We start from the raw sequence: 21,943 nt of genomic DNA, 5'->3' as shown, positions 1-21,943 counted from the left end.
TAATGAAAAACGAATTAATTGAAAGAACAAAACGATTTGGAATAGACCGCTGGCATTTCTGTTTTAAAGTTCCTAAATCTAGAGAATATAATGCTTTTGTCAATCAATTAATAAGAAGTTCTAGTTCTGTAGGAGCAAATTATAGAGCTTCCCAACGCGCCAAATCAACAGCTGATTTTATAAATAAATTAAAAATAGTTGAAGAAGAAGTAGATGAGAGTGTATATTGGTTGGAAATTTTTGAAGAAGTTCTTTCAGGTAATCCCGAGGAAATTTCAAACCTTCAAAAAGAAGAAAGAGAGTTATTAGCCATAACAGTCGCTTCTATTAATACAGCAAAAAGAAATAGTAATAAATAAGTTAGTAAGTACAATTACTTTGCATTTCAAACTTCTAATATTAATAAATTGATAGCCAATATGCTTAATATTTTTAACTTTTAAAATCTAACTTCTAATATTTAACTTTTAATATTTAATATTATACATGAGAATTATACCAGCCATAGATATTATAGACGGAAAATGTGTAAGACTGACCAAAGGTGATTACGATACCAAAAAAGTATATAATGAAAACCCACTTGAAGTGGCTAAAATGTTTGAAGATGCAGGAATTCAGTATCTACATTTAGTCGATTTGGATGGTGCCAAAGCACAACACATTGTAAACTATAAAGTACTGGAGCAAATCTCATCAAAAACCAATCTTAAAATTGACTTTGGTGGCGGTTTAAAAACCAATGAAGATTTACATATTGCATTCAATTCTGGTGCCAAACAAATAACTGGTGGAAGTATTGCCATTAAAGACCCACATACATTTGAAGGGTGGATTTCTAAATATGGCGCTGCTAAAATTATTTTAGGAGCCGATAGCGATAACGGAAAAGTGTCTATAAGTGGATGGATGGAACAAAGTAAGGAAGATGTGATCCCATTTATAAAAGCATATCAAAAGAAAAGTATCCAGTACGTGATATGTACCGATATTTCAAAAGATGGTATGCTTGAAGGGCCTTCAATAGATTTGTACAAGCAAATCATTTCTGAATGTACCAATAGTAGTAATGGACAATCCATAAAACTAATTGCCTCTGGAGGTCTTTCAACTATTGATGAATTGCCGATTTTAAAAGACATAGGCTGTGAAGGTGTTATTATAGGAAAGGCTATTTATGAAAATAGAATAACACTAAAGCAATTAGAAAAATTTGTATAAATTATAAGTACAATATTAAATAGTAGAAGTAAAAAGTTGAGAATAAAATTTACTTCTAACCTTTAATATTTAACTTCTAACTTAAAAAAGATGCTTACAAAACGAATTATACCGTGCTTAGATATTAAGAACGGACGCACTGTTAAAGGTGTGAACTTTGTCGATTTACGCGATGCTGGCGACCCTGTAGAGCTTGCTAAGCAATATGCCAATGTGGGTGCAGACGAATTGGTGTTTTTGGATATTTCAGCAACCTTAGAAGCGCGTGCAACGACTTTAGATATGGTCATGCATGTAGCAGAACAAGTCAATATTCCATTTACAGTTGGTGGAGGCATTTCGTCTGTAGAACATGTAGATGCCTTATTAAAATGTGGTGCCGACAAAGTATCCATCAATTCATCGGCGGTGAAGCGTCCAGACTTGGTAAACGAACTTGCCAATAAATTCGGTAGCCAATGTGTCGTTGTCGCCATTGATGCTAAACAAATTGATGGCAATTGGAAAGTGCATTTAGCTGGAGGTAGTATCCCAACAGAAATCGATTTGTTTGAATGGGCAAAAGAAGTTGAGCAACGTGGTGCAGGTGAAATTTTATTTACCTCTATGGACCATGATGGCACAAAAAACGGATTTGCCAATGAAGCGTTAGCTAAACTGTCGGAATTGTTAAATATTCCAATAATAGCATCGGGTGGTGCCGGTACTGTGCAACACTTTGTCGATACCTTTAAAGAAGGGAAAGCAGATGCTGCTTTAGCGGCAAGTGTGTTTCATTTTGGTGAAATACCTATTCCGGAATTAAAAAAAGAATTAAAAAAACACGATATAGAGGTACGACTTTAATCCCCTAACCCCAAAGGGGAAAATAAATTAAGAATTAGAATATGTCAAATAAAAAAAATACTCAGATCATTTCTCCCTCTTGGGGGGAGCTAGAGGGGAAATTAATTCCTGCCATTATTCAAGATGCCACAACAAAGAATGTGTTGATGTTGGGTTATATGAATGAGGAAGCTTATCAAAAAACCTTAGAAACAAAACAAGTCACTTTTTTTAGCAGAAGCAAGCAACGTCTTTGGACAAAAGGAGAAGAAAGTGGTCATTTTTTAAACTTGGTTGATATTAAAAACGATTGTGATAACGACACTCTTTTAATTCAGGTTCACCCTGTTGGACCCACTTGCCATAAGGGTACAGGCAATTGTTGGGGTGAAGAAAATAAATCCAATTATGGTTTCTTTTCAACTTTAGAAGATATTATTACTGAGCGTGTTGCTAATAAAGATACTAGCAAATCGTATGTGGCGAGTTTGTTTTCTAAAGGGATCAACAAAGTAGCTCAGAAAGTAGGTGAGGAAGCTGTTGAAACTGTTATTGAAGCCATGGACAACAATGATGAATTATTCCTTTACGAATCGGCAGATTTACTGTTTCATTATTTAATGTTGTTACAAGCCAAAGGCTTTACTTTAAAAGATATTGAAGCTGAATTAAAAGGTAGGCATAAATAAACAAAAAGAGGCTGTATAAAAAGTCTAGTTCTATGTCATATTGAGCTTGTCGAAATAGTTTAATTACTGGTAATCAATATCGGTTTCGACAAAGCCTGTGCTGAGCTTGTCGAAGTGCTCAACCTGACAAATTAAATTTAAAGGACTTTTTAGACAGCCGTTTTTTATTTATAAAATTTCATTTAAGAGACTGTTTAAGTTTTATCCTTTGGTTCTTTTATGTGCCTTTTTCCACCATATTTCAGCTATTTTTTGGTTCGTAGGCTATGGCTATGAACCTCAAAATACCTTCATCTGACGAAAAAATACCCTATAAAACATTCCAAAAACAAAATTTAAACAGTCTCTAAGAAATCCACACTTTTGAAATCGATTTTTTTGAAAACCAAACCAAGAAAATAGCGAATGCAATAATGCTAATGGTCATACCAATACCATCAAAATGGCCTTGAATTAAAATATATCCCATTTGTGCAATTACCGCAATTAACGATACTACCAATAGCATGTAAGCCCATTTTTTTCTTAGCAAAAGTCCTAAAGAACCTAAGGCCCCTGCAAAAACTGCAATAGCAAATGCAGCGGTTAACCAAGAAGGAAAACTGGAAATCATTTCAAATTGTTCATCGGTAAGTGCAGCGCGCCAACTTTCAGTTTGATAAGCTTGACCCAAATACTCTTTTACGCCCATAGCGTTCCATAACAGTGCAATAACACTCACAATCCAAAACCAAACAGGTGGTTTTTCTTTTAAATTTGTCATATTGATTGGTTTTTAGTTAATAAATTTATTTAATAAAAAAAGTTATACAAGTTATTAAATTTTTGTCAGAATTAATAAAAAACTTACTTTCCCCAATCGAACTCATCTTTAGAAAAAACAATGAAGAAGTATTTTTACGTCATTACCATTCAATATTTAGGATACCGTTTTCATGGTTGGCAAAAACAACCCCATGTAAAAACCTTGCATTTAATGGTAGATAGAACGCTAAATTTTGTATTGGAAGGAAAACCTTTTAAAAGTTTGAGTTCAGGAAGAACAGATGCTATGGTTTCGGCAGAATGTGCGGCTTTTGAATTGTTTTTAGAAACACCTCTAGAAGACCAAGATGCGTTTTTAGATCTTTTTAACTATAATTTACCACAAGATATTCGGGCCATAAGTATTCGGGAAGTTGATGCTAAATTCAATATCATCAACCATTCAAAAATTAAGGAGTATCTATACTTATTTACTTATGGTGAAAAATGCCATCCGTTTTGTGCACCCATTATGACAACCATTCTTGATGATCTAGATATAGATTTAATGAAGCAAGGTGCTAAACTTTTTGAAGGCGACCATTATTTTAAGTCGTATTGCTTCAAACCTACAGATCATGGTGTTTATAATCGAGAAATCATAACATGTGAACTGGTTGAAAATACCATTTATACAGCTAATTACTTCCCCGAAAAAACATATATACTACGCGTTCGAGGAAAAGGCTTTATGCGTAATCAAATAAGACTCATGATGGGAGCACTTATAGATTTGGGCAAAGGCAAACTAAGTTTGGAAACCATTTCAAAAAGTTTAGAGCAAGACTGCTTTATTAAAATGGAATATATTGCCCCAGCTTCTGGCTTAATTCTTAATAAGATAGAATTCTCTTAATTAGCATTATTGGTAACAGAAACAGTTAAAACTATGCTATGCACTTAAGCGCACTTCCCTTTTAGGTTCTAAAAATTTTTACCGCAGATTCGCAAATTTTTAACATTTTAGGCAATCTGCGAATTTGCGGTAAAATCTCACTAATTAATTTCGCAAACGAACCTTGCAGATTAGTCTGCAAACAAAACTATGGACTTGAAGTCCATGGTTTGTGTTGTTGATTATCAAATACTTAATGTGGTATTCATGTGAATTATACAAATTATAATAAAAAACATGTAACACATAAAGCGCTGTTAAATAGCACCTTTGTATTAATAGAAGTTAAATCTTCAAAAATTAATATGAATCATTAAAACTTGAAATTATGTTACGTTGGACAATCACCTTTATTATTATAGCTTTAATTGCTGGTGTGTTAGGTTTTTCTGGTATAGCAGGAGCATCCGCTGGTATCGCTAGAATATTATTCTTTCTATTTATTGTACTTGTCGTATTATCATTAATAAAAGGTGGTTTTAAAAAGAGTTAGAAACCTTGATACATACTTTTCAATACTAAAAATTCATTAACAATTAAAAACTTAAAAAAATGAAAAACATAATATATGCTTGTCTGTTCTTGTTTGTCGGTAATATTTGGGCCCAAGAAGCGCCTAAAAATGTTTCTGAGGAATCTACAACAAAAACTGTAAAAACGGATAATGGAACAGAAGTAGTTGAGAAAAAAATTAAAGTAACAACTAGGGAAGAGCAAGATATTGAATTCGCCGAAAAGGATAAAAACAAACGAGATAAGGATGTTGTAAAAAGTCCTGTAAAAGTTAAGAAAACTATTGAAATTGATAACGATAGGGGCAATTCCTATGACGCTAAAACTGAAATTAGGTATTACGAATTTAATGGGAAACGATATGGTTTCAAGAAAGTAGACACTGGTTTTTCTGTATTGGAAAAAGACCATGAAACACCAAATAACTATGGTCAACTTATTAAATTCAACAGAGAAAATCACTATTTATTTCAAAACGGAAACGATATGGGTATTGGATATTTTAATGACGATGGAAGTTTTACCATTGAATATTATGATAAAAAGACCAAAACCGTAACAAGTCAAGAATTTATTTTGGTAGAGAAATAATCAAAAAAATATTCATTAAAGATATCTTAAAAGTCCTGCTATAACAGGACTTTTTTGTATTTTGGGATTTTATAGAATTAATGAAATATTATGAATCCGAAAATTTCAAAAGAAACCTTAGACTTCTTTAAAGCATTAGAGAAAAACAATGATAGAGATTGGTTTAACGAACATAAGCCTGAATTCAAAAAAATAGAAAAGGATGTTAAAACTTTTTATAATGCGGTTTTAAAAAGTTTAAATGAACATGATGACGTTGATAAACTTAAAATGTTTCGTATTTATCGCGATGTGCGTTTTTCAAAAGACAAATCACCTTACAAAACACATTTTGGTGGGTCATTCCATAGAACAAAGCCCAAATTAAGAGGCGGCTATTATTTACATATTCAACCGAATAATGAAAGCTTTATTGCTACAGGCTTTTGGGAACCTGCTCCGGCCGATTTATTGCGTATTCGTAAAGAGTTCGAAATGGACGATACCGAAATGCGATCCATTTTAAACAATAAATCATTTAGTAATATTTGGGGAACTTTTGTGGGCGACGAGGTGAAATCGGCACCAAAAGGGTTTAGTAAAGACCACAAAGCCATCGACTTAATAAAAAAGAAACAGTATATCTTTATTAAAAAATATACCGATTCCCAAGTGCTAAGTGATGGTTTCATTGATGATGTAAACCAATCCTTTAAAGCCATTCGTCCCTATTTTAATTATATGAGTGATGTGTTAACGACCGATTTAAACGGTGTGTCTCTTATATAATTTCCGTAATAACATATTTATTTTGGTTAAACTCAAAGCTCGTGTTTACAGGTTTGTTTATTAACAGCTGCCCAATAGGCGAGTTTACCGAAATAGCATAAAAAACAGCATCGTCAAGTTCAATTTTGCCGATGCTGGTAGAAATGTAAAAATCCATCACATTTGTTTTTACAATACTGCCCAACATAGCGTCTTTGCTCTCTACATTCGTTTTTATAGTACTTAAATACTCCTTGGTTTTTTTGGCGTCATTAAGATAAGCCATGTTTTTTTCTAAATCATTCAATAATTTACCATGACCAGAATCGTCGTCTTCAGAACTTCCTTTGTCGTTACTAGCTATAGATTCTTTTATTAAATTAACTTCCTCCTTGTAATCATTAATACGTTTATCTACACGTTCATTACAAATTTGCAATAGTTTCTGTTTTGTTGTCATTAAATATCTTACACTGCTTTTAGCACTTCTGACTGCTCAAAAAGTTGCACATTACTAATTAATCGTTCTTTTACAATTTGCATCATACGCTTATTTAAAGCCGAAGAATTTTGGATGTATATTAAATATTCTTCTACAGTAAACAAACCTATTACAATGCCTTTTAGTGAGTTACGGAATTTTATATCTTTATTTACAGCGTTTTCAATGTATAATAAACGCTTCTCTAAAGGGTAACTGTAAAACACCATTTTATGCTTAGCAATATAGTTTTTAAAAACTTCATTTAACAAATCATTTTGCAACTTTATTATTGGGCGCAGTACTAAATTTTGAAAACGCTCGTCATTACTCATGTTATCATTAATTGTTGAACTAAGAATTTCAGGGCGAATGCTTTTTAAGTTGAATTGTCGTGTGTTCATGGTTGAAGAGTTTTCATTAAAAATATCGAATATTAAAACTTGAAATGTTTTGGAGTATTTATAGTTGTTAACGGGGTTATTAACAACAAAGAAATTTTTATCTTTAAACCAAAAAAATGACATGAAGTTTGGAAGCGTAGATAACCCCCAAAACATAGATTTTTCATTACCGCCAGATCATCCAGATACCCAACGTGTTTTAAATAAGTTTAAGGACGATAACATCCCCGAAATTTATGTGGGCTGTGCCAAATGGAATAAGGCCGACTTAAAAGGATTTTACCCAAGAGGCACCAAAGACGAATTGGTGTATTATTCCAGTCAGTTTAACGCCATAGAGTTAAATGCGACATTTTATAGAATTTTCCCTGCGGAACAATTTGCTTCTTGGCATACTAAAACGCCCGATGGATTTAAGTTTTTTCCGAAGCTAAACCAAGAAATAAGCCATTGGAAACGCTTACAGGAAACCAAAGAAGTGGTTGAGCATTATTTGTACAACGCTTCCAATTTAAAAGAAAAATTAAGAACCGTCTTTTTACAGATGAATGATAATTTTTCACCAAAAGACTTTGATCGCGTTATTAATTTTGTTGAAGAATGGCCTAAAGAAATACCATTAGCTATGGAATTTAGACATACCAATTGGTACAACGATGCTTCGATAGCAAGCGAGTTATATCAGCTTTTAGAAACTAACAACATTTCAAACATTATTGTTGATTCCGCTGGAAGACGCGATATTATGCACATGCGTTTAACCAATGCAACAGCTTTTGTACGCTATGTTGGGGCAAACCATGCAAGCGATTATAACCGTTTAGATGATTGGATTGCACGATTGAAAGATTGGAAACAACAAGGCGTCAAAGAAATAGACTTTTTCATTCATCAAAACATAGAAAAGGAATCGCCATTACTTTCAGCCTATTTTATAAAAAAACTGAATAAGGCATTAGGATATCATTTAGTTGTTCCTAATGAAAACACTAATACACAACAAACATTACTTTAAAAAAAACATGAGATTTCACACTAGAAAATGGGTAAAACCAGAAGATTTAAATGCCAATGGAACCTTATTTGGAGGCAGATTATTAGAATGGATAGACGAAGAAGCCGCTTTATATACCATTATACAACTTGAAAACCCCAAAGTGGTAACCAAGTACATTAGTGAAATAGATTTTAAAGCATCGGCTAAGCAAGGCGATATTATAGAAATAGGCATTGATGTCGTGAAATTCGGAAAAGCATCGCTAACCTTGAGTTGTGAAGTTAGAAATAAAATGACTAGAGAGACCATTATAACCATTTCTAATATTGTAATGGTTAATGTGGGTTCCGATGGTAAAGCGAAACCTCATGGAAAAACACAAATAGAATATGTGGAAAACAGATTGAAGTGATTTTTATTTAAAAACATGCTTTAAAATTTGCAACCAATAATACTATTCCATTAAAATATCATCGATTTTTTTAAGTTCCATTAATAATACTATAAAAATAAATAGTTGAACGTCTTAAATTTTGTGATAAGTCCAATAAAAATGGTAGTTTTTTCTAACTTTGCAAGCCTTTTTGCCAATGATAGTTATTGGTGGAAATTCACGAAGATTTAAATTTAATTAAATATAATATGAGCAAAACATTGTTTGATAAAGTATGGGATTCACATGTTGTAAGGAAAATTGAAGGCGGCCCTGATGTATTCTTTATAGACCGTCATTTTATTCACGAAGTTACAAGTCCTGTAGCATTTCTTGGATTAAAGAGTCGCGGTTTAAAAGTATTGTATCCAGAGCGTACCTTTGCAACTGCCGACCATAACACACCGACAATAAACCAACATTTACCTGTTGAAGATCCATTATCTGCTAACCAGTTAAAAGCTTTAGAAGATAACTCAAATGAATATGGCATTAGCCATTGGGGTCTTGGTCATCAAAAAAATGGTATTGTGCATGTAGTAGGACCGGAAAATGGTATTACATTCCCAGGAGCCACTATTGTTTGTGGTGATTCGCATACATCTACTCACGGTGCTTTTGGTGCTATTGCCTTTGGTATTGGTACTTCGGAAGTTGAAATGGTGCTTTCTACACAATGTATCATGCAGCCAAAACCTAAAAAAATGCGTATTAATGTTAATGGGCAATTAGGAAAAGGGGTGACGCCTAAAGATGTTGCTTTGTATATCATATCCAGATTAACCACTTCTGGAGCTACGGGCTATTTTGTAGAATATGCAGGTGATGTGTTTGAAAACATGACTATGGAAGGCCGTATGACGGTTTGTAACTTATCTATCGAGATGGGTGCACGTGGTGGTATGATTGCACCAGATGAAACAACATTCAATTACTTAAAAGATAAGCCATTATCACTTAAAGGTGATGCTTGGGATACTGCCGTAGCACATTGGAAAACCTTAAAAACTGATGCTGATGCAACGTTTGATAAAGAATTAACGTTTTTAGCAAGTGATATTGAGCCAATGATTACCTACGGAACCAATCCGGGTATGGGTATGGGTATCTCTAAAAACATTCCAAATGCAGAAGCTGTAGAAGGTGGTGTTGCAACTTATAAAAAGTCTTTGGAATATATGGGCTACCACGAAAACGATGCTATGATTGGTAAAAAAATCGACTATGTGTTTTTAGGAAGTTGTACCAATGGTAGGATTGAAGACTTTAGAGCCTTTGCATCTATTGTAAAAGGAAAGAAAAAAGCAGACCATGTTACCGCTTGGTTGGTACCTGGATCGCACGAAGTGGAAGCTTTAATTAAAGAAGAAGGTATTTTAGACACCCTTACGGAAGCTGGATTTGTATTAAGACAACCTGGTTGTTCTGCATGTTTAGCCATGAACGACGATAAAGTACCTGCTGGGAAATACGCCGTAAGTACCTCAAACAGAAACTTTGAGGGGCGTCAAGGACCAGGTTCAAGAACTTTGTTAGCGAGTCCTTTAGTAGCAGCAGCAGCAGCGGTTACAGGCGTTGTTACAGACCCAAGAGATTTACTTTAATAAAAAAAGCAATAAGCTGTAAGCAAAAAACTATAATTATTATCGGCTTAAAGCCTAAAGCTTAAAGCCTAAAGCAATTAAAAAAGATGGCATACGATAAATTCAATATATTAACAAGTACAGCGGTTCCATTACCATTGGAAAATGTGGACACCGATCAAATCATACCTGCTCGTTTCTTAAAAGCAACAAAACGTGAAGGTTTTGGCGATAACTTATTCCGTGATTGGAGATATAATAACGACAATTCACCAAAAGAAAGTTTCGTTTTAAACAACCCTATTTATTCAGGTAAAATATTAGTAGGAGGTAAAAACTTTGGTTCAGGTTCTTCTAGAGAGCATGCTGCTTGGGCGGTTTACGATTACGGTTTCCGTTGTGTTGTATCAAGTTTCTTTGCAGATATCTTCAGAAATAACTGTTTAAACGTAGGTGTGTTACCTGTTCAAGTGAGCCCTGAATTTTCAGAGCAAATTTTCAACGCTATTTACGACGATCCAAATACAGAGATTGAAGTAAATCTACCCAATCAAACCATTACCATTCTTTCAACAGGAGCACAAGAATCTTTTGATATCAATAGCTATAAAAAAGAAAACATGTTGAATGGTTTTGATGATATCGATTACTTACAAAACATCAAAGGAGACATAGAAACGTTTGCAAACGGCTTACTACTGTAAATGATTCCAAAACGAATTGAAATAATGGATACGACACTACGCGACGGTGAACAAACCTCGGGTGTGTCGTTTTCTGCTTCAGAAAAATTAACCATTGCCAAGCTCTTACTGGAAGAATTAAAGGTAGACCGCATTGAAATTGCTTCTGCAAGAGTCTCAGAAGGTGAGTTTCAGGCAGTAAAAAGTGTTACCAATTGGGCCAAGGAAAACAATTATTTAGATAAGGTTGAAGTCTTGACTTTTGTTGATAAAGGCATCTCTATCAACTGGATGATTGATGCAGGAGCGAAGGTTCAAAACTTACTTACTAAAGGTTCATTGAACCATTTAACTTACCAGTTAAAAAAGACTCCTAATCAGCACTTTGAAGAAATATCGGAAACCATTTCTTTAGCAAAAGAAAAAGGCATAAAAACCAATATATATTTAGAAGATTGGAGCAACGGGATGCGCAATTCCAAAGACTATGTTTTTGAGTTTTTAGCATTTTTAGCAACACAACCTATTGAGCGCATCATGCTTCCGGACACTTTAGGGGTTTTAACTCCAGCAGAGTCTTTTGAATTTATTAAAGAAATCAAGGATACGTACCCTAATTCACATTTCGATTTCCATGCACATAACGATTACGATTTAGGTGTTGCCAATGTTATGGCAGCTTTAAAAGCTGGTGCCGATGGACTGCATTTAACCGTAAATGGCATGGGCGAACGTGCAGGAAACGCACCTATGGCAAGTACCGTAGCGGTTATTAACGATTTTATGCCCCATATCAAAATTGATATAAACGAAAAATTCCTATATACTATAAGTAAATTGGTTGAAAACTTTTCGGGGATTATGATTCCTACAAACAAACCCATTATTGGAGCCAACGTCTTTACCCAAACAGCTGGTATACATGCCGATGGTGACAATAAAAAGAACCTATACTTTAGCGATTTAATGCCGGAGCGCTTTGGTAGAACCAGAAAATACGCTTTAGGAAAAGCGTCTGGTAAAGCCAATATCCAAAAGAACTTACAGGAATTAGGACTTCAACTTAACGATGAAGACTTAAAGAAAGTAACCCAACGTATTATTGAACTGGGCGATAAAAAAGAAGTCGTAACCAAAGAAGACTTACCTTATATTATTTCTGATGTGTTGGATAGTTATTCCTATGAAGAAAAAGTAAAAGTCAACTCCTATGTACTTACGCATGCCAAAGGATTAAAACCGTCAACAACGGTCTCCTTAACTATAAATGGAGAGACTTTTGAGGAAAATGCACAAGGTGACGGACAATTTGATGCCTTTATGAATGCCCTAAGGAGCATTTATATCAGCAAAAGAATGGTGTTACCGGATTTGATAGATTATGCTGTTAGAATACCTCCGGGAAGCCATTCAGATGCGCTATGTGAAACTATTATCACCTGGAAAAGTCCGGAAAAAGAATTTAAAACACGTGGCTTAGACTCCGATCAAACGGTTTCTGCTATTAAAGCCACCGAAAAAATGTTGAATATTATTATTAATTAAGACGGCAGACCGGAATTAAATGATAGTTCGGTTTAGGGTTAGGGATTTGAAATCGGGAATGCTTCACATTTGAAGAGAAAAGCCCGACCCTAGGGAAACGCACAAAAAAAATTAAATTAAAAGATTAAAACAAATAAAAAATGAAATTTAATATAGCACTTTTAGCAGGTGATGGTATAGGGCCTGAAGTGATTGATCAAGCAGTAAAAGTAAGCGATGCTGTTGCTAAGAAATTTGGACACGAAATAATATGGAAACCTGCCTTAACGGGGGCTGCGGCTATTGATGCGGTTGGAGAACCTTATCCAGACTCAACACACGAAGTATGTGCTAACGCTGATGCGGTTTTATTTGGGGCTATTGGGCATCCAAAATATGATAACGATCCATCGGCACCTGTTCGTCCAGAACAAGGTTTGCTTAAAATGCGTAAAAAATTAGGCTTGTTCGCCAATGTGCGCCCCACATTCACCTTTCCTTCTTTAATTGATAAATCACCTTTAAAAAGAGAACGTATTGAGGGTACCGACTTGGTATTTTTACGTGAGTTAACTGGTGGGATCTACTTTGGTGAAAAGGGTAGAAGAGATGGTGGCGAAACCGCTTTTGATAACTGTGTGTACACTAGAGCAGAAGTACAACGCTTGGCTAAAAAAGGTTTTGAATTGGCCATGACACGTTCTAAAAAACTATGTTGTGTAGATAAAGCCAATGTTTTGGAAACATCACGCTTATGGAGAGAAACAGTACAAGCTATGGAAAAAGACTATCCAGAAGTAACGGTTTCTTATGAGTTTGTTGATGCCGTAGCCATGCGTTTGGTACAATGGCCAAATAGCTATGATGTATTGATTACCGAAAACTTATTTGGAGACATCCTAACTGATGAAGCTTCGGTGATTTCAGGTTCTATGGGATTAATGCCATCGGCATCTATGGGGGCAGAAGTATCTTTATTTGAACCCATTCACGGATCATACCCACAAGCTACAGGAAAAAATATAGCCAACCCTATGGCAACTATTTTATCGGCTGCTATGATGTTTGAAACAGCTTTTAATTTACCAGAAGAAGGTAAAGCAATTAGAGATGCCGTAAATAAAGCATTAGCTGAAGGTATGGTGACTGAAGATTTAGCTGAGGGCGGTAAATCATTTGGAACTAAAGAAGTAGGCGACTGGATCGCTGCTAACATTTAATATTTATACTTATAACCAATTAAAAAGCGTGAATTCTAAGAATTCACGCTTTTTTCTTGACTTCCGCACTCCAATCTTACAAAATACCTATATCCTTTTAAACAGATCCAGTATGACGAAGACCAGATATCGTTATTAGGACAAGCTCCATTATACAAGCCGGTAACTGTTGCTCAAGCTATAATTTAATAAAAGCAAGAAATAATATAAGAATTTTTAGGTTCCCGAAAATACAGCAGAACCATTTAAAGGCTATCCCTTTTGGTTTTAATTTAAAAGTCCTCATTGTGAATGATCGTTTGAACCGATTTAGAATTTTTATAGTCAAAAATAATGCTGTTTTTAATTTATTTTGTAATTAATGTTACTTAACCTTAGTTATATAAATAATCTTATTTAAATTTATAGTTAGGAACCTATTATAATAATAATTTTTTGCACTAAACCACTCTATGGATTTGAAATCCATAGGTTTGATTACAGACTGAAAGTCCGTTTCCACACGAATACAACCATATTTATTCGTGTGTTCGTGGCGTATAATAAGTTTTAAAAACTTGAAAGGAGATGCACTATAATGCATTGTTTTGACTGTTTTTGAGACCAATAATTAATGAATTTATAAAACCAAGGCTTTTGCATTGCATTACGTAATCCTATGTCTAAAACAGTATCAGAAAACCTAATTAATTTTTTATCTGAAATCCCGTTTTTTTCAGAATTATCCCAACAATCACTTAAACGGTTGTATGATAACGCGGAAGAAGAAACTTTTATTAAGAATGAAACCCTATTTAAGAAAGGTGATGTGGGCGATTCCATGTATGCCATAATCAATGGTTCAGTTAAAGTCCATGAAAACAATCATATCTATGACACATTAAAATCCGGTGACTGTTTTGGTGAATATGCCCTGATTGACAATGAAACACGCTCTGCTTCCATAACGGCTATAGAAAAAACGACCGTTTTAAAATTGGATAGAACACATTTTTTAGAATTGATGACTCATGACAGAGGTTTTGCTAATAGCATCCTTACGGTTATGATTAAGCGGCACCGCGAGTTAGATATGATTCAAGAGGCATTGGCTTCTTCCAAAAAGGAAATAGAAATAGTAAATAGTAAAATGAGCGGACTTATTAATGGTGCCATGGATGCCATTATCATGTTCGATAGTAATTTCAAAATCATTCTTACAAATCCTTCTGCTAATAAATTATTTGAAAATGATGACGTTTTACAGCGTAATATACTATTCTTTTTTGATGAAGATAGTGGTAATTTAATAGAGTCATTAGTGAAATCGGAATTGGGAGATGACAAAAAATCGGTCAACCAATATTTACCAAATATTGTTAAAGTCATTGGATCGAATGATGCCAAAACCTTAAATGAAGGAACCATAAATAAATATGGTAGCCATGAAGAAACATTTTACACCCTTATATTAAGAAATATTGAAGACCGGTTAATTGCTGAAGACACCATAAATTTATTGACCAAACAAACTGAATATCTGGAAGAGGAAATTAAAGAACTTACAAGCAATTATGGCATTATTGCAGAACATAAAACCATGAAAAAAGCTTTAGATTTAATTCAGCAAGTTGCGAAAACAGATGCCACTGTTTTAATACATGGTGAAACTGGAACCGGAAAAGAATTGGTAGCTAGGGCCATTCACCAGGAAAGCAAAAGAAGTGATAAACCCCTAATCCGTATAAATTGTGGTGCCATCCCTGCCAATTTAATTGAAAGTGAATTATTTGGTCATGAAAAAGGAGCTTTTACGGGTGCTACCGTCAGTAGAAAAGGACGATTTTTATTGGCTGATAAAGGCACCATTTTTTTAGATGAAATTGGAGAAATGCCTTTAGAACTTCAACCGAAACTATTACGAGTTATTCAAGAAGGCGAATTTGATCCAGTGGGCAGTTCGGAAACCATTAAAGTAGATGTCCGTATCATTGCTGCAACCCATAGAAATCTCTTGGAATGTTCAAAAGAAGGGAAATTTAGGGAAGACTTATATTATCGCTTAAACGTATTTCCTATTGAAGTTCCTGCACTTAGGGAAAGAGGCAATGACATTTGCATAATTGCTCAAGACATGCTTAAACGGTTTTCAAAAAAACTAAATAAGCCAGTTGTAGATTTATCAGATGATGATAAAAAACTGCTTTCTTCTTATGGTTGGCCTGGAAACGTTCGTGAGCTTCAAAATTTAATAGAACGCGCCGTTATTGTATCCAAAAACGGAAACATTAATTGGCAAGCCATCATACCTAACAATTCATTGTCCGAATTCATTACTGAAAAAACCGTAGCAGAAAAAATTCTTACTTCAAAAGAATTATTAAATTTAGAAAAAGAAAATATTCTTAAAGCTTTAAAGCAAACCAAGTGGAAAATTTCTGGTGCTAATGGAGCCGCCAATTTATTACAACTACCTCCTACAACTCTGGCCTCAAGAATAAAAGCATTGGATATAGAAAGGCCTATATAAAATTATCAAAATGGCTATTGACGTTTACAAACATTTTAGAAAACATCCTCGATATAACAAACTAGTTGGCAATGATTATTTGTTAGTGGAATATAAATGCCCGATAGAAGTTGAGAAATTTAAACTATGGACAGAAACTCCATTTATTACCTATGTAATTAGTGGTCAAAAGGATTGGACTTCTTTGGATAAAACCTACACTATTAAAAAAGGTGAAGCGCTTTTTATCAATAAAGGTGTTTACAATACCAAGCAATACTTTGAGGTAGATTATTGTGTTATGCTGTTTTTTATCACTGACAATTTCATTAGGCGTTTTGTTAAAAAACATAAAGATCTTTTACGCTCTAAAGGTTCTGGAATGTCTAATAGTCAAATTTTCAAGATAGATGTTGGTGATACTTTAAATACATTGTTTTTATCTGTATTTAACTATCTGAATCAAGGTAATAACATTCCTAAAGAATTGGTTGAAATGAAGTTTAACGAACTTTTGTTCAATATTACTTTGAATCCTATCAATAACGACTTAGTTCAGTTTTTCAATTCATTACTCAGTACCGAGGGAACATCCCTTAATGACATAATGATGAAAAACTTCCATTCAGATTTAAAATTAGATGAATATGCACGTTTATATGGAAAGAGTCTGTCTTCCTTTAAAAGAGATTTTCAAAACTTCTATAAAGACACTCCAAGAAAATGGTTAAACAATAAAAGGTTGGAATACGCAAAAACCTTACTAGAAAACCCTGAATTAAACATCAACGACATTTGTTTTGAAAGCGGTTTTAAAAACGCTTCCCATTTTAATAAAAGGTTTAAAAGCATGTATAAGCTTCCGCCAAATCAATATAGAAAACTGCACTATAATCTATAAGTGTTTAAACTTTTTATTTCTTTTTCCCTTTTGAACTTTTTAGAAACAAAATTGGACTTTATAGACAATTTGAAATTCTAATGGTGAGCTACTTTTGACTCATAATAATTAAAAACACAAGAATTATGAGAATTTTAATTTTATCAATGGTAGGCATTTTTTCTTTAATAGGAACTGCCCAACAAAATGACCTTGCTCTTTTGGAGCGTAGCACAATAGAAGCTAAAGACACTAGTAAAGGCAACACAACTTCTGTTAGATCCAACTCATTTTATTTAAATGAACTACCATCCAATCAATCTTCCGCTATAGTTAAGCAATGGAGAGAACAATTAGCAAATTATAATCCGAAAAGTAATTCAATTTTTGACGATTCTGAAAAAGCGACGTATTCCGTGACTTTTAAAAACAAACAAGTCAACATTACTGCTAACTATGAAAGTGATGGAAGCTTGTTATCTACTCAAGAAACTTATAAAAACATTAAAATCCCTTTTGAGTTGAGAATGAAAATATCCAAAACTTATTATGGTTGGTCATTTTCTAAAACCACTTACCATCTAAGCTATAACCATAAGAATGGTATTGACAATCAATTTTATAGAGTACAAATCAGTAATGGAAAGGAAAAAAAGATTTTAAGGTTTAACAAAAACTTTAAATCAATATAAAACTTCAATCACTGATCAAAAATTAACGAAATCTCATTAATAACATAACGATATTTCGTTAATAAATGAATTATCGTGACAATCTATTGTGATTAAAATATATTTAATTAACTGATTTTCAATTCATTAATAATTATGGCACGCCATTGGCATTAACCCAACCGAACAATAATGTTTAACAATTTAAAAATTAGAAAAAATGATTACAACAGGAAATGTAAAAAACGGAGTAAACGTAGACCAATTAGTAGAAACTATAGGTCACATTCAACAACAACCTGAATTGGCAAAATTCGAATTCAGAGCAAAAAACAACTGGATTGATGGTGGACATTGTGTGTCTAGCATAAAAAGCTTTTATGGAGCTGGTCAAGAAGACACTACACGTGAAAAAACTTTCACCATGGAATGTAGCCACCCACAAGTATTACTTGGACAAGATGAGGCTGCAACACCACCAGAAGTTGTATTACACGCATTAAGTTCTTGTTTAACAGGAGCCATGGTTTATCATGCTGCAGCAAACGGTATTGATATTGAAGGTGCTGAATCTACTATTAAAGGGACTGCAGATTTACACGGATTTTTAGGATTGGATCCAGAAGTAAGAACAGGTTTTGATGGCATAACTGTTCAATTGAAAGTTAAATCGGATGCTACCGCAGAGCAATTAGCAAACCTAGCAAAATTCTCTCCAGTATTCGATATCATAACCAACCCAACACCTGTTAAGTTAGAGATTATCAAACAATAACATCAAAAGTGCAGAAAAATGGCTGCTTTCAGAATTTTCAAGCAGCCATTTTTTCCTATTAAACCAATTTTCATTCCATATTACTACAAATGAAAACTTCAGAATTCAAAATTGTTAATGCCAATCAAGCAGTAGCTCAAATAGCTTATAAAACCAATGAGGTGATGCCTATTTATCCTATTACGCCTGCTTCAGAAATGAGTGAATTGGTTGAACAATGGCGTGCTGAAAAGAAAGAAAATTGCTTTGGAAATGTGCCAACTGTTTTTCAAATGCAAAGTGAAGCAGGTGTAGCAGGTGCCATGCATGGAGCATTACAAACGGGATCATTAGCAACAACATTTACAGCTTCTCAAGGTTTATTATTAATGTTACCAAATATGTATAAAATCGCTGGAGAGCTCACTCCGAATGTGATTCATGTCGCCACTAGAAGCATTGCAACACATGCTCTATCTGTTTTTGGTGACCATAGTGATGTTATGGCGGTTCGTCAATCTGGTTACGCTATGCTAGCAAGCGCATCTGTACAAGAGGCACAAGACTTTGCCCTAATTTCCCAAGTAGCCTCCTTACGATCCAAACTGCCTTTTATTCATTTTTTTGATGGTTTTAGAACTTCACATGAAATCTCAAAAATCGAAACCATTGAAGATGATATTATCAAATTTATGATGAATACGACGGACATAAAAACACATAAAGAACGAGCTTTAAACCCCAACAACCCTGTTATACGAGGAACTTCTCAAGGTCCTGATGTATTTTTTCAGAGTAGAGAAAAAATAAATCCTTATTATAATAATTGTCCAGATTCTGTTCAACAAACCATGAATACGTTTGCATCATTCACCGGAAGGCCGTATCACTTGTTTGATTATTTTGGACATCAAGACGCAGAACATATTATTATTTCCATGGCTTCTTCAACCGAAACCATTGAAGAAACGATAACCTATTTAAACAAAAAAGGCGAAAGATACGGACTTGTCAAAGTACGCTTATTTAGACCTTTCAGCTCCAAACACCTATTAAAAGCCATACCCACTGCTTGTAAAAGCATTGCCGTTTTAGATCGCACAAAAGAACCCGGCTCTACAGGCGAACCGCTCTATTTAGATGTCGTCAAATCAATTTCAGAAGCTTTTCAAAACAGAGGCATTCATTCGCTTCCAAGAATAATCGGTGGCCGTTATGGTTTATCATCCAAAGAATTTACACCCCACATGGTGCATGCCATTTTTGAAAATTTAAAACAAGAATACCCAAAAAATAATTTCACTATTGGTATAAAAGACGATGTTACAAATTTAAGTTTAGAGGTAGAAAAATTAATTCCGATTTGTGATATGCAGCAAGCAATTTTCTATGAAAACAAGCATAAAAGCATTACACAGAATCTTAATAATACTCTTCAAATAATTGGAAATCAAGAAAATATACTCGTCCAAGGTTATACGGAGTGTGATTATAAAAAATCAAATTCCAGAAGCGTGTCCCATATTCGCATAGCTTCAAAACCAATTAAAGCACCATACCTTATTGAAAATGCTGATTTTATTGCTTGTGAAAATCTAAACTTTCTAGAAAAAGACAATGTATTGCATACCATAAAAAAAGGAGGTACCATTTTAGTGAATACAGCTAATTCAACTAAAAAATTCTGGGAATCAATATCCCAAAAAAAACAAAATGAGATTATTGAAAAAAATATAGACCTATTCATCATCAATTCCCGTGAAATAGATACTTTAAAATTACTGCAGGATGATCATATTTCAATACAACAAGCATGCTTTTTAGCCATACAAAATCAAGACATTCATTTGGATTTTACGGCACCTATCAAAGATTACATATATAAAGTTGATACTTCAATACTCATGGATCGTGTAACTCCATTTACTGAGGACGACGATTTTTCAAAAACACTTTTGGGTAGGCTATTAAATAATAAAGACACTCATATTCCTGTAAGCTTGTTACCCGCCGATGGGACATACCCAACAAATACGTCATTATTTAATACCATTGAACAAACTGATTATTTACCAGATTGGGATACAAATATCTGTTCACAATGTGGCGCCTGTAGTATGGCCTGTCCACAAGGAGCTTTAAGGATAAAAGTTTATGATGATCATTATTTAAATGATGCTCCAAAACAATTTAAATCATTAAAATCTAATGAGGAGGATTGGGAGGTTGATTTGCTTAATTACACCATTCAAATAAACCCAGAACAATGCAATGGTTGCAATAACTGTGTTGATGCTTGTTCTATTAAAGCTTTGAAAATGGTTAAGAAAAAAGTAGGCATGGATGAACAAAAAATAAACTGGAAGTATTTCGAAACCATTCCAGAATTTGATAGAAACAAAATTGATGTGGATAAAGTCAGTCAGCAACAACTACAAGAGCCTTTATTCAAATACCCTATGGGCGTTAAAGGCTGTGGTGAAGCACCTTACTTGAAACTATTGTCACAATTATTTGGGGATCGATTATTAATAGCAAATGCCACTGGAACCAGTTCTATTATTGGTGGCGCTTTACCAACAACCCCTTGGGGCAAAAATAAAAATGGGCAAGGTCCTGCATGGTCTAATTCCTTATTTGAAGACAATGCTGAATTTGGTTTAGGCTTCAAATTATCTTTGGAGCAACAAGAAAATCAAGCTAAAAATTTATTACAAAAACTATTGCCAAAATTGAATTTTGATTTGGTTTACGATATTCTTAACGCAAACCAATCAACCGAAAAAGAAATTAACCAACAGCGAGTTAGAATTGAAACATTGAAACAAGAATTAAAAACAATCAATTCTTTTGAAGCAAATCAGCTATTGACAGTCTGTGATGCGTTGATTAAAAAAAGTATATGGATCGTTGGTGGTGATGGTTGGGCTTACGATATTGGTTACGGTGGCATTGACCATGTTTTAGCCTCAGGAAAGAATGTAAATATTCTGGTTTTAGACAACGAGGTTTATGAAAATACCGGTGCACAAGCCTCTAAAGCAACACCTTTTGGAGCACAAGCAAAATTTGAATTTACTGGCAAACAAAAACAAAAAAAGGATTTAGGATTATTAGCAATGACTTATGACAATGTTTATGTTGCCTCAGTTGCCATTGGTGCTAACCAAGCACAAACCTTAAAAGCCTTTAATGAAGCTGAAAGTTTTGATGGTCCATCCATAATTATAGCATACTGCCATAGTGAATCTCATGGCATTGATATGGAAAATCCAAAACAATACCATAAAGCAGCTGTTAATTCTGGACAATGGTTACTGTATAGAAATGACCCCAGAAAAGAAAAAAATAAACAAAATACATTTCAATTAGACTCTAAAGCACCAAGTATTGAGATTAGAGCGTATATGCAAATGCAAAATCGATTTAATAAAATTATTGATAGTAATAAAAGTGAGCCTATTGACTTTTTTAGTGATTTACAAGCTCAAGTTAATAGACGCTTTAAAAAATATTCATTGTTGAATATCGATTATTAAT

At 33.9% G+C, this 21,943-nt stretch carries 22 protein-coding genes; 19 read left to right on the top strand and 3 right to left on the bottom strand.

Translation table 11 applies throughout. The annotated features are described in order from the left end of the window. Positions 1-2: 2 nt before the first annotated feature. From ACGLWY_RS06565 to hisIE, 4 genes are all read left to right on the top strand, one after another. Positions 3-359, top strand: coding sequence for a four helix bundle protein (locus ACGLWY_RS06565; protein ID WP_396618878.1), 357 nt, complete (start codon positions 3-5; stop codon positions 357-359). A 127-nt stretch (positions 360-486) separates the two neighbouring features. Then, the gene (gene hisA / locus ACGLWY_RS06560; protein WP_396618877.1) at positions 487-1,221 is read left to right on the top strand and encodes a 1-(5-phosphoribosyl)-5-[(5-phosphoribosylamino)methylideneamino]imidazole-4-carboxamide isomerase; all 735 of its coding nucleotides are present in this window, start codon (positions 487-489) and stop codon (positions 1,219-1,221) included. Between the two features lie 90 nt (positions 1,222-1,311). Beyond that, on the top strand, positions 1,312-2,067 hold the full coding sequence (gene hisF, locus ACGLWY_RS06555; RefSeq protein WP_396618876.1) for an imidazole glycerol phosphate synthase subunit HisF: 756 nt from the start codon (positions 1,312-1,314) through the stop codon (positions 2,065-2,067). A 41-nt stretch (positions 2,068-2,108) separates the two neighbouring features. Further along, complete coding sequence (gene hisIE, locus ACGLWY_RS06550) at positions 2,109-2,735, top strand: bifunctional phosphoribosyl-AMP cyclohydrolase/phosphoribosyl-ATP diphosphatase HisIE (RefSeq protein ID WP_396618875.1); 627 nt, start codon at positions 2,109-2,111, stop codon at positions 2,733-2,735. Positions 2,736-3,081: 346 nt separating this feature from the next. Here the strand turns inward: hisIE and ACGLWY_RS06545 are convergent, their stop codons facing one another. After that, positions 3,082-3,498: a hypothetical protein gene (locus tag ACGLWY_RS06545; protein ID WP_396618874.1), complete on the bottom strand. Its 417-nt coding sequence runs from the start codon at positions 3,496-3,498 to the stop codon at positions 3,082-3,084. A gap of 120 nt (positions 3,499-3,618) precedes the next feature. Between ACGLWY_RS06545 and ACGLWY_RS06540 the strand changes: the two genes are divergently transcribed. The 4 genes from ACGLWY_RS06540 to ACGLWY_RS06525 all read left to right on the top strand — a co-directional run bounded on the left by ACGLWY_RS06540 (position 3,619) and on the right by ACGLWY_RS06525 (position 6,306). Further along, the gene (locus ACGLWY_RS06540; protein WP_396618873.1) at positions 3,619-4,395 is read left to right on the top strand and encodes a tRNA pseudouridine synthase A; all 777 of its coding nucleotides are present in this window, start codon (positions 3,619-3,621) and stop codon (positions 4,393-4,395) included. 367 nt (positions 4,396-4,762) lie between these two features. Continuing rightward, a complete protein-coding gene (locus ACGLWY_RS06535) occupies positions 4,763-4,927 on the top strand; it encodes a DUF1328 domain-containing protein (RefSeq protein WP_396618872.1) in 165 nt (54 codons plus the stop codon). Positions 4,928-4,986: 59 nt separating this feature from the next. Then, a complete protein-coding gene (locus tag ACGLWY_RS06530) occupies positions 4,987-5,538 on the top strand; it encodes a hypothetical protein (protein ID WP_396618871.1) in 552 nt (183 codons plus the stop codon). 90 nt (positions 5,539-5,628) lie between these two features. Beyond that, entirely contained in the window at positions 5,629-6,306 is a 678-nt protein-coding gene (locus ACGLWY_RS06525) for a DUF2461 domain-containing protein (protein ID WP_396618870.1), read from the top strand. Here the strand turns inward: ACGLWY_RS06525 and ACGLWY_RS06520 are convergent. Together ACGLWY_RS06520 and ACGLWY_RS06515 are read right to left on the bottom strand one after the other, a co-directional pair. After that, positions 6,299-6,745 (bottom strand): hypothetical protein, encoded by a 447-nt coding sequence (locus tag ACGLWY_RS06520; protein ID WP_396618869.1) that lies wholly within the window; start codon positions 6,743-6,745, stop codon positions 6,299-6,301. The two genes, ACGLWY_RS06525 and ACGLWY_RS06520, sit on opposite strands and share 8 nt — an antisense overlap. Before the next feature lie 8 nt (positions 6,746-6,753). Beyond that, positions 6,754-7,170: a glyoxalase gene (locus ACGLWY_RS06515; RefSeq protein ID WP_396618868.1), complete on the bottom strand. Its 417-nt coding sequence runs from the start codon at positions 7,168-7,170 to the stop codon at positions 6,754-6,756. Positions 7,171-7,291: 121 nt separating this feature from the next. Between ACGLWY_RS06515 and ACGLWY_RS06510 the strand changes: the two genes are divergently transcribed. The 11 genes from ACGLWY_RS06510 to ACGLWY_RS06460 all read left to right on the top strand — a co-directional run bounded on the left by ACGLWY_RS06510 (position 7,292) and on the right by ACGLWY_RS06460 (position 21,942). After that, positions 7,292-8,185 (top strand): DUF72 domain-containing protein, encoded by an 894-nt coding sequence (locus ACGLWY_RS06510; RefSeq protein WP_396618867.1) that lies wholly within the window; start codon positions 7,292-7,294, stop codon positions 8,183-8,185. A 7-nt stretch (positions 8,186-8,192) separates the two neighbouring features. After that, a complete protein-coding gene (locus ACGLWY_RS06505; RefSeq protein WP_396618866.1) occupies positions 8,193-8,579 on the top strand; it encodes an acyl-CoA thioesterase in 387 nt (128 codons plus the stop codon). Positions 8,580-8,809: 230 nt separating this feature from the next. Continuing rightward, on the top strand, positions 8,810-10,204 hold the full coding sequence (gene leuC, locus ACGLWY_RS06500) for a 3-isopropylmalate dehydratase large subunit (protein WP_396618865.1): 1,395 nt from the start codon (positions 8,810-8,812) through the stop codon (positions 10,202-10,204). An 86-nt stretch (positions 10,205-10,290) separates the two neighbouring features. Next, positions 10,291-10,887 (top strand): 3-isopropylmalate dehydratase small subunit, encoded by a 597-nt coding sequence (gene leuD, locus ACGLWY_RS06495; RefSeq protein WP_117177462.1) that lies wholly within the window; start codon positions 10,291-10,293, stop codon positions 10,885-10,887. Then, positions 10,888-12,411, top strand: coding sequence for an alpha-isopropylmalate synthase regulatory domain-containing protein (locus ACGLWY_RS06490; protein ID WP_396618864.1), 1,524 nt, complete (start codon positions 10,888-10,890; stop codon positions 12,409-12,411). It begins immediately after the preceding gene. Positions 12,412-12,551: 140 nt separating this feature from the next. Beyond that, a complete protein-coding gene (gene leuB / locus ACGLWY_RS06485; protein ID WP_396618863.1) occupies positions 12,552-13,610 on the top strand; it encodes a 3-isopropylmalate dehydrogenase in 1,059 nt (352 codons plus the stop codon). A gap of 658 nt (positions 13,611-14,268) precedes the next feature. Further along, entirely contained in the window at positions 14,269-16,119 is a 1,851-nt protein-coding gene (locus tag ACGLWY_RS06480) for a sigma 54-interacting transcriptional regulator (RefSeq protein ID WP_396618862.1), read from the top strand. A 10-nt stretch (positions 16,120-16,129) separates the two neighbouring features. Next, complete coding sequence (locus tag ACGLWY_RS06475) at positions 16,130-16,999, top strand: helix-turn-helix domain-containing protein (protein WP_396618861.1); 870 nt, start codon at positions 16,130-16,132, stop codon at positions 16,997-16,999. A gap of 125 nt (positions 17,000-17,124) precedes the next feature. After that, the gene (locus tag ACGLWY_RS06470; protein ID WP_396618860.1) at positions 17,125-17,670 is read left to right on the top strand and encodes a hypothetical protein; all 546 of its coding nucleotides are present in this window, start codon (positions 17,125-17,127) and stop codon (positions 17,668-17,670) included. Positions 17,671-17,869: 199 nt separating this feature from the next. Further along, positions 17,870-18,424: an OsmC family protein gene (locus ACGLWY_RS06465; protein ID WP_396618859.1), complete on the top strand. Its 555-nt coding sequence runs from the start codon at positions 17,870-17,872 to the stop codon at positions 18,422-18,424. Between the two features lie 89 nt (positions 18,425-18,513). Further along, entirely contained in the window at positions 18,514-21,942 is a 3,429-nt protein-coding gene (locus tag ACGLWY_RS06460) for a 2-oxoacid:acceptor oxidoreductase family protein (RefSeq protein ID WP_396618858.1), read from the top strand. Position 21,943: the final 1 nt, after the last annotated feature.

It is taken from the genome of Mariniflexile sp. HMF6888, from assembly GCF_044335535.1.
GTDB lineage: Bacteria > Bacteroidota > Bacteroidia > Flavobacteriales > Flavobacteriaceae > Mariniflexile.
The sequence above is the reverse complement of the archived record's forward strand: the minus strand, read 5'-3'. Positions and strand labels throughout refer to the sequence as shown.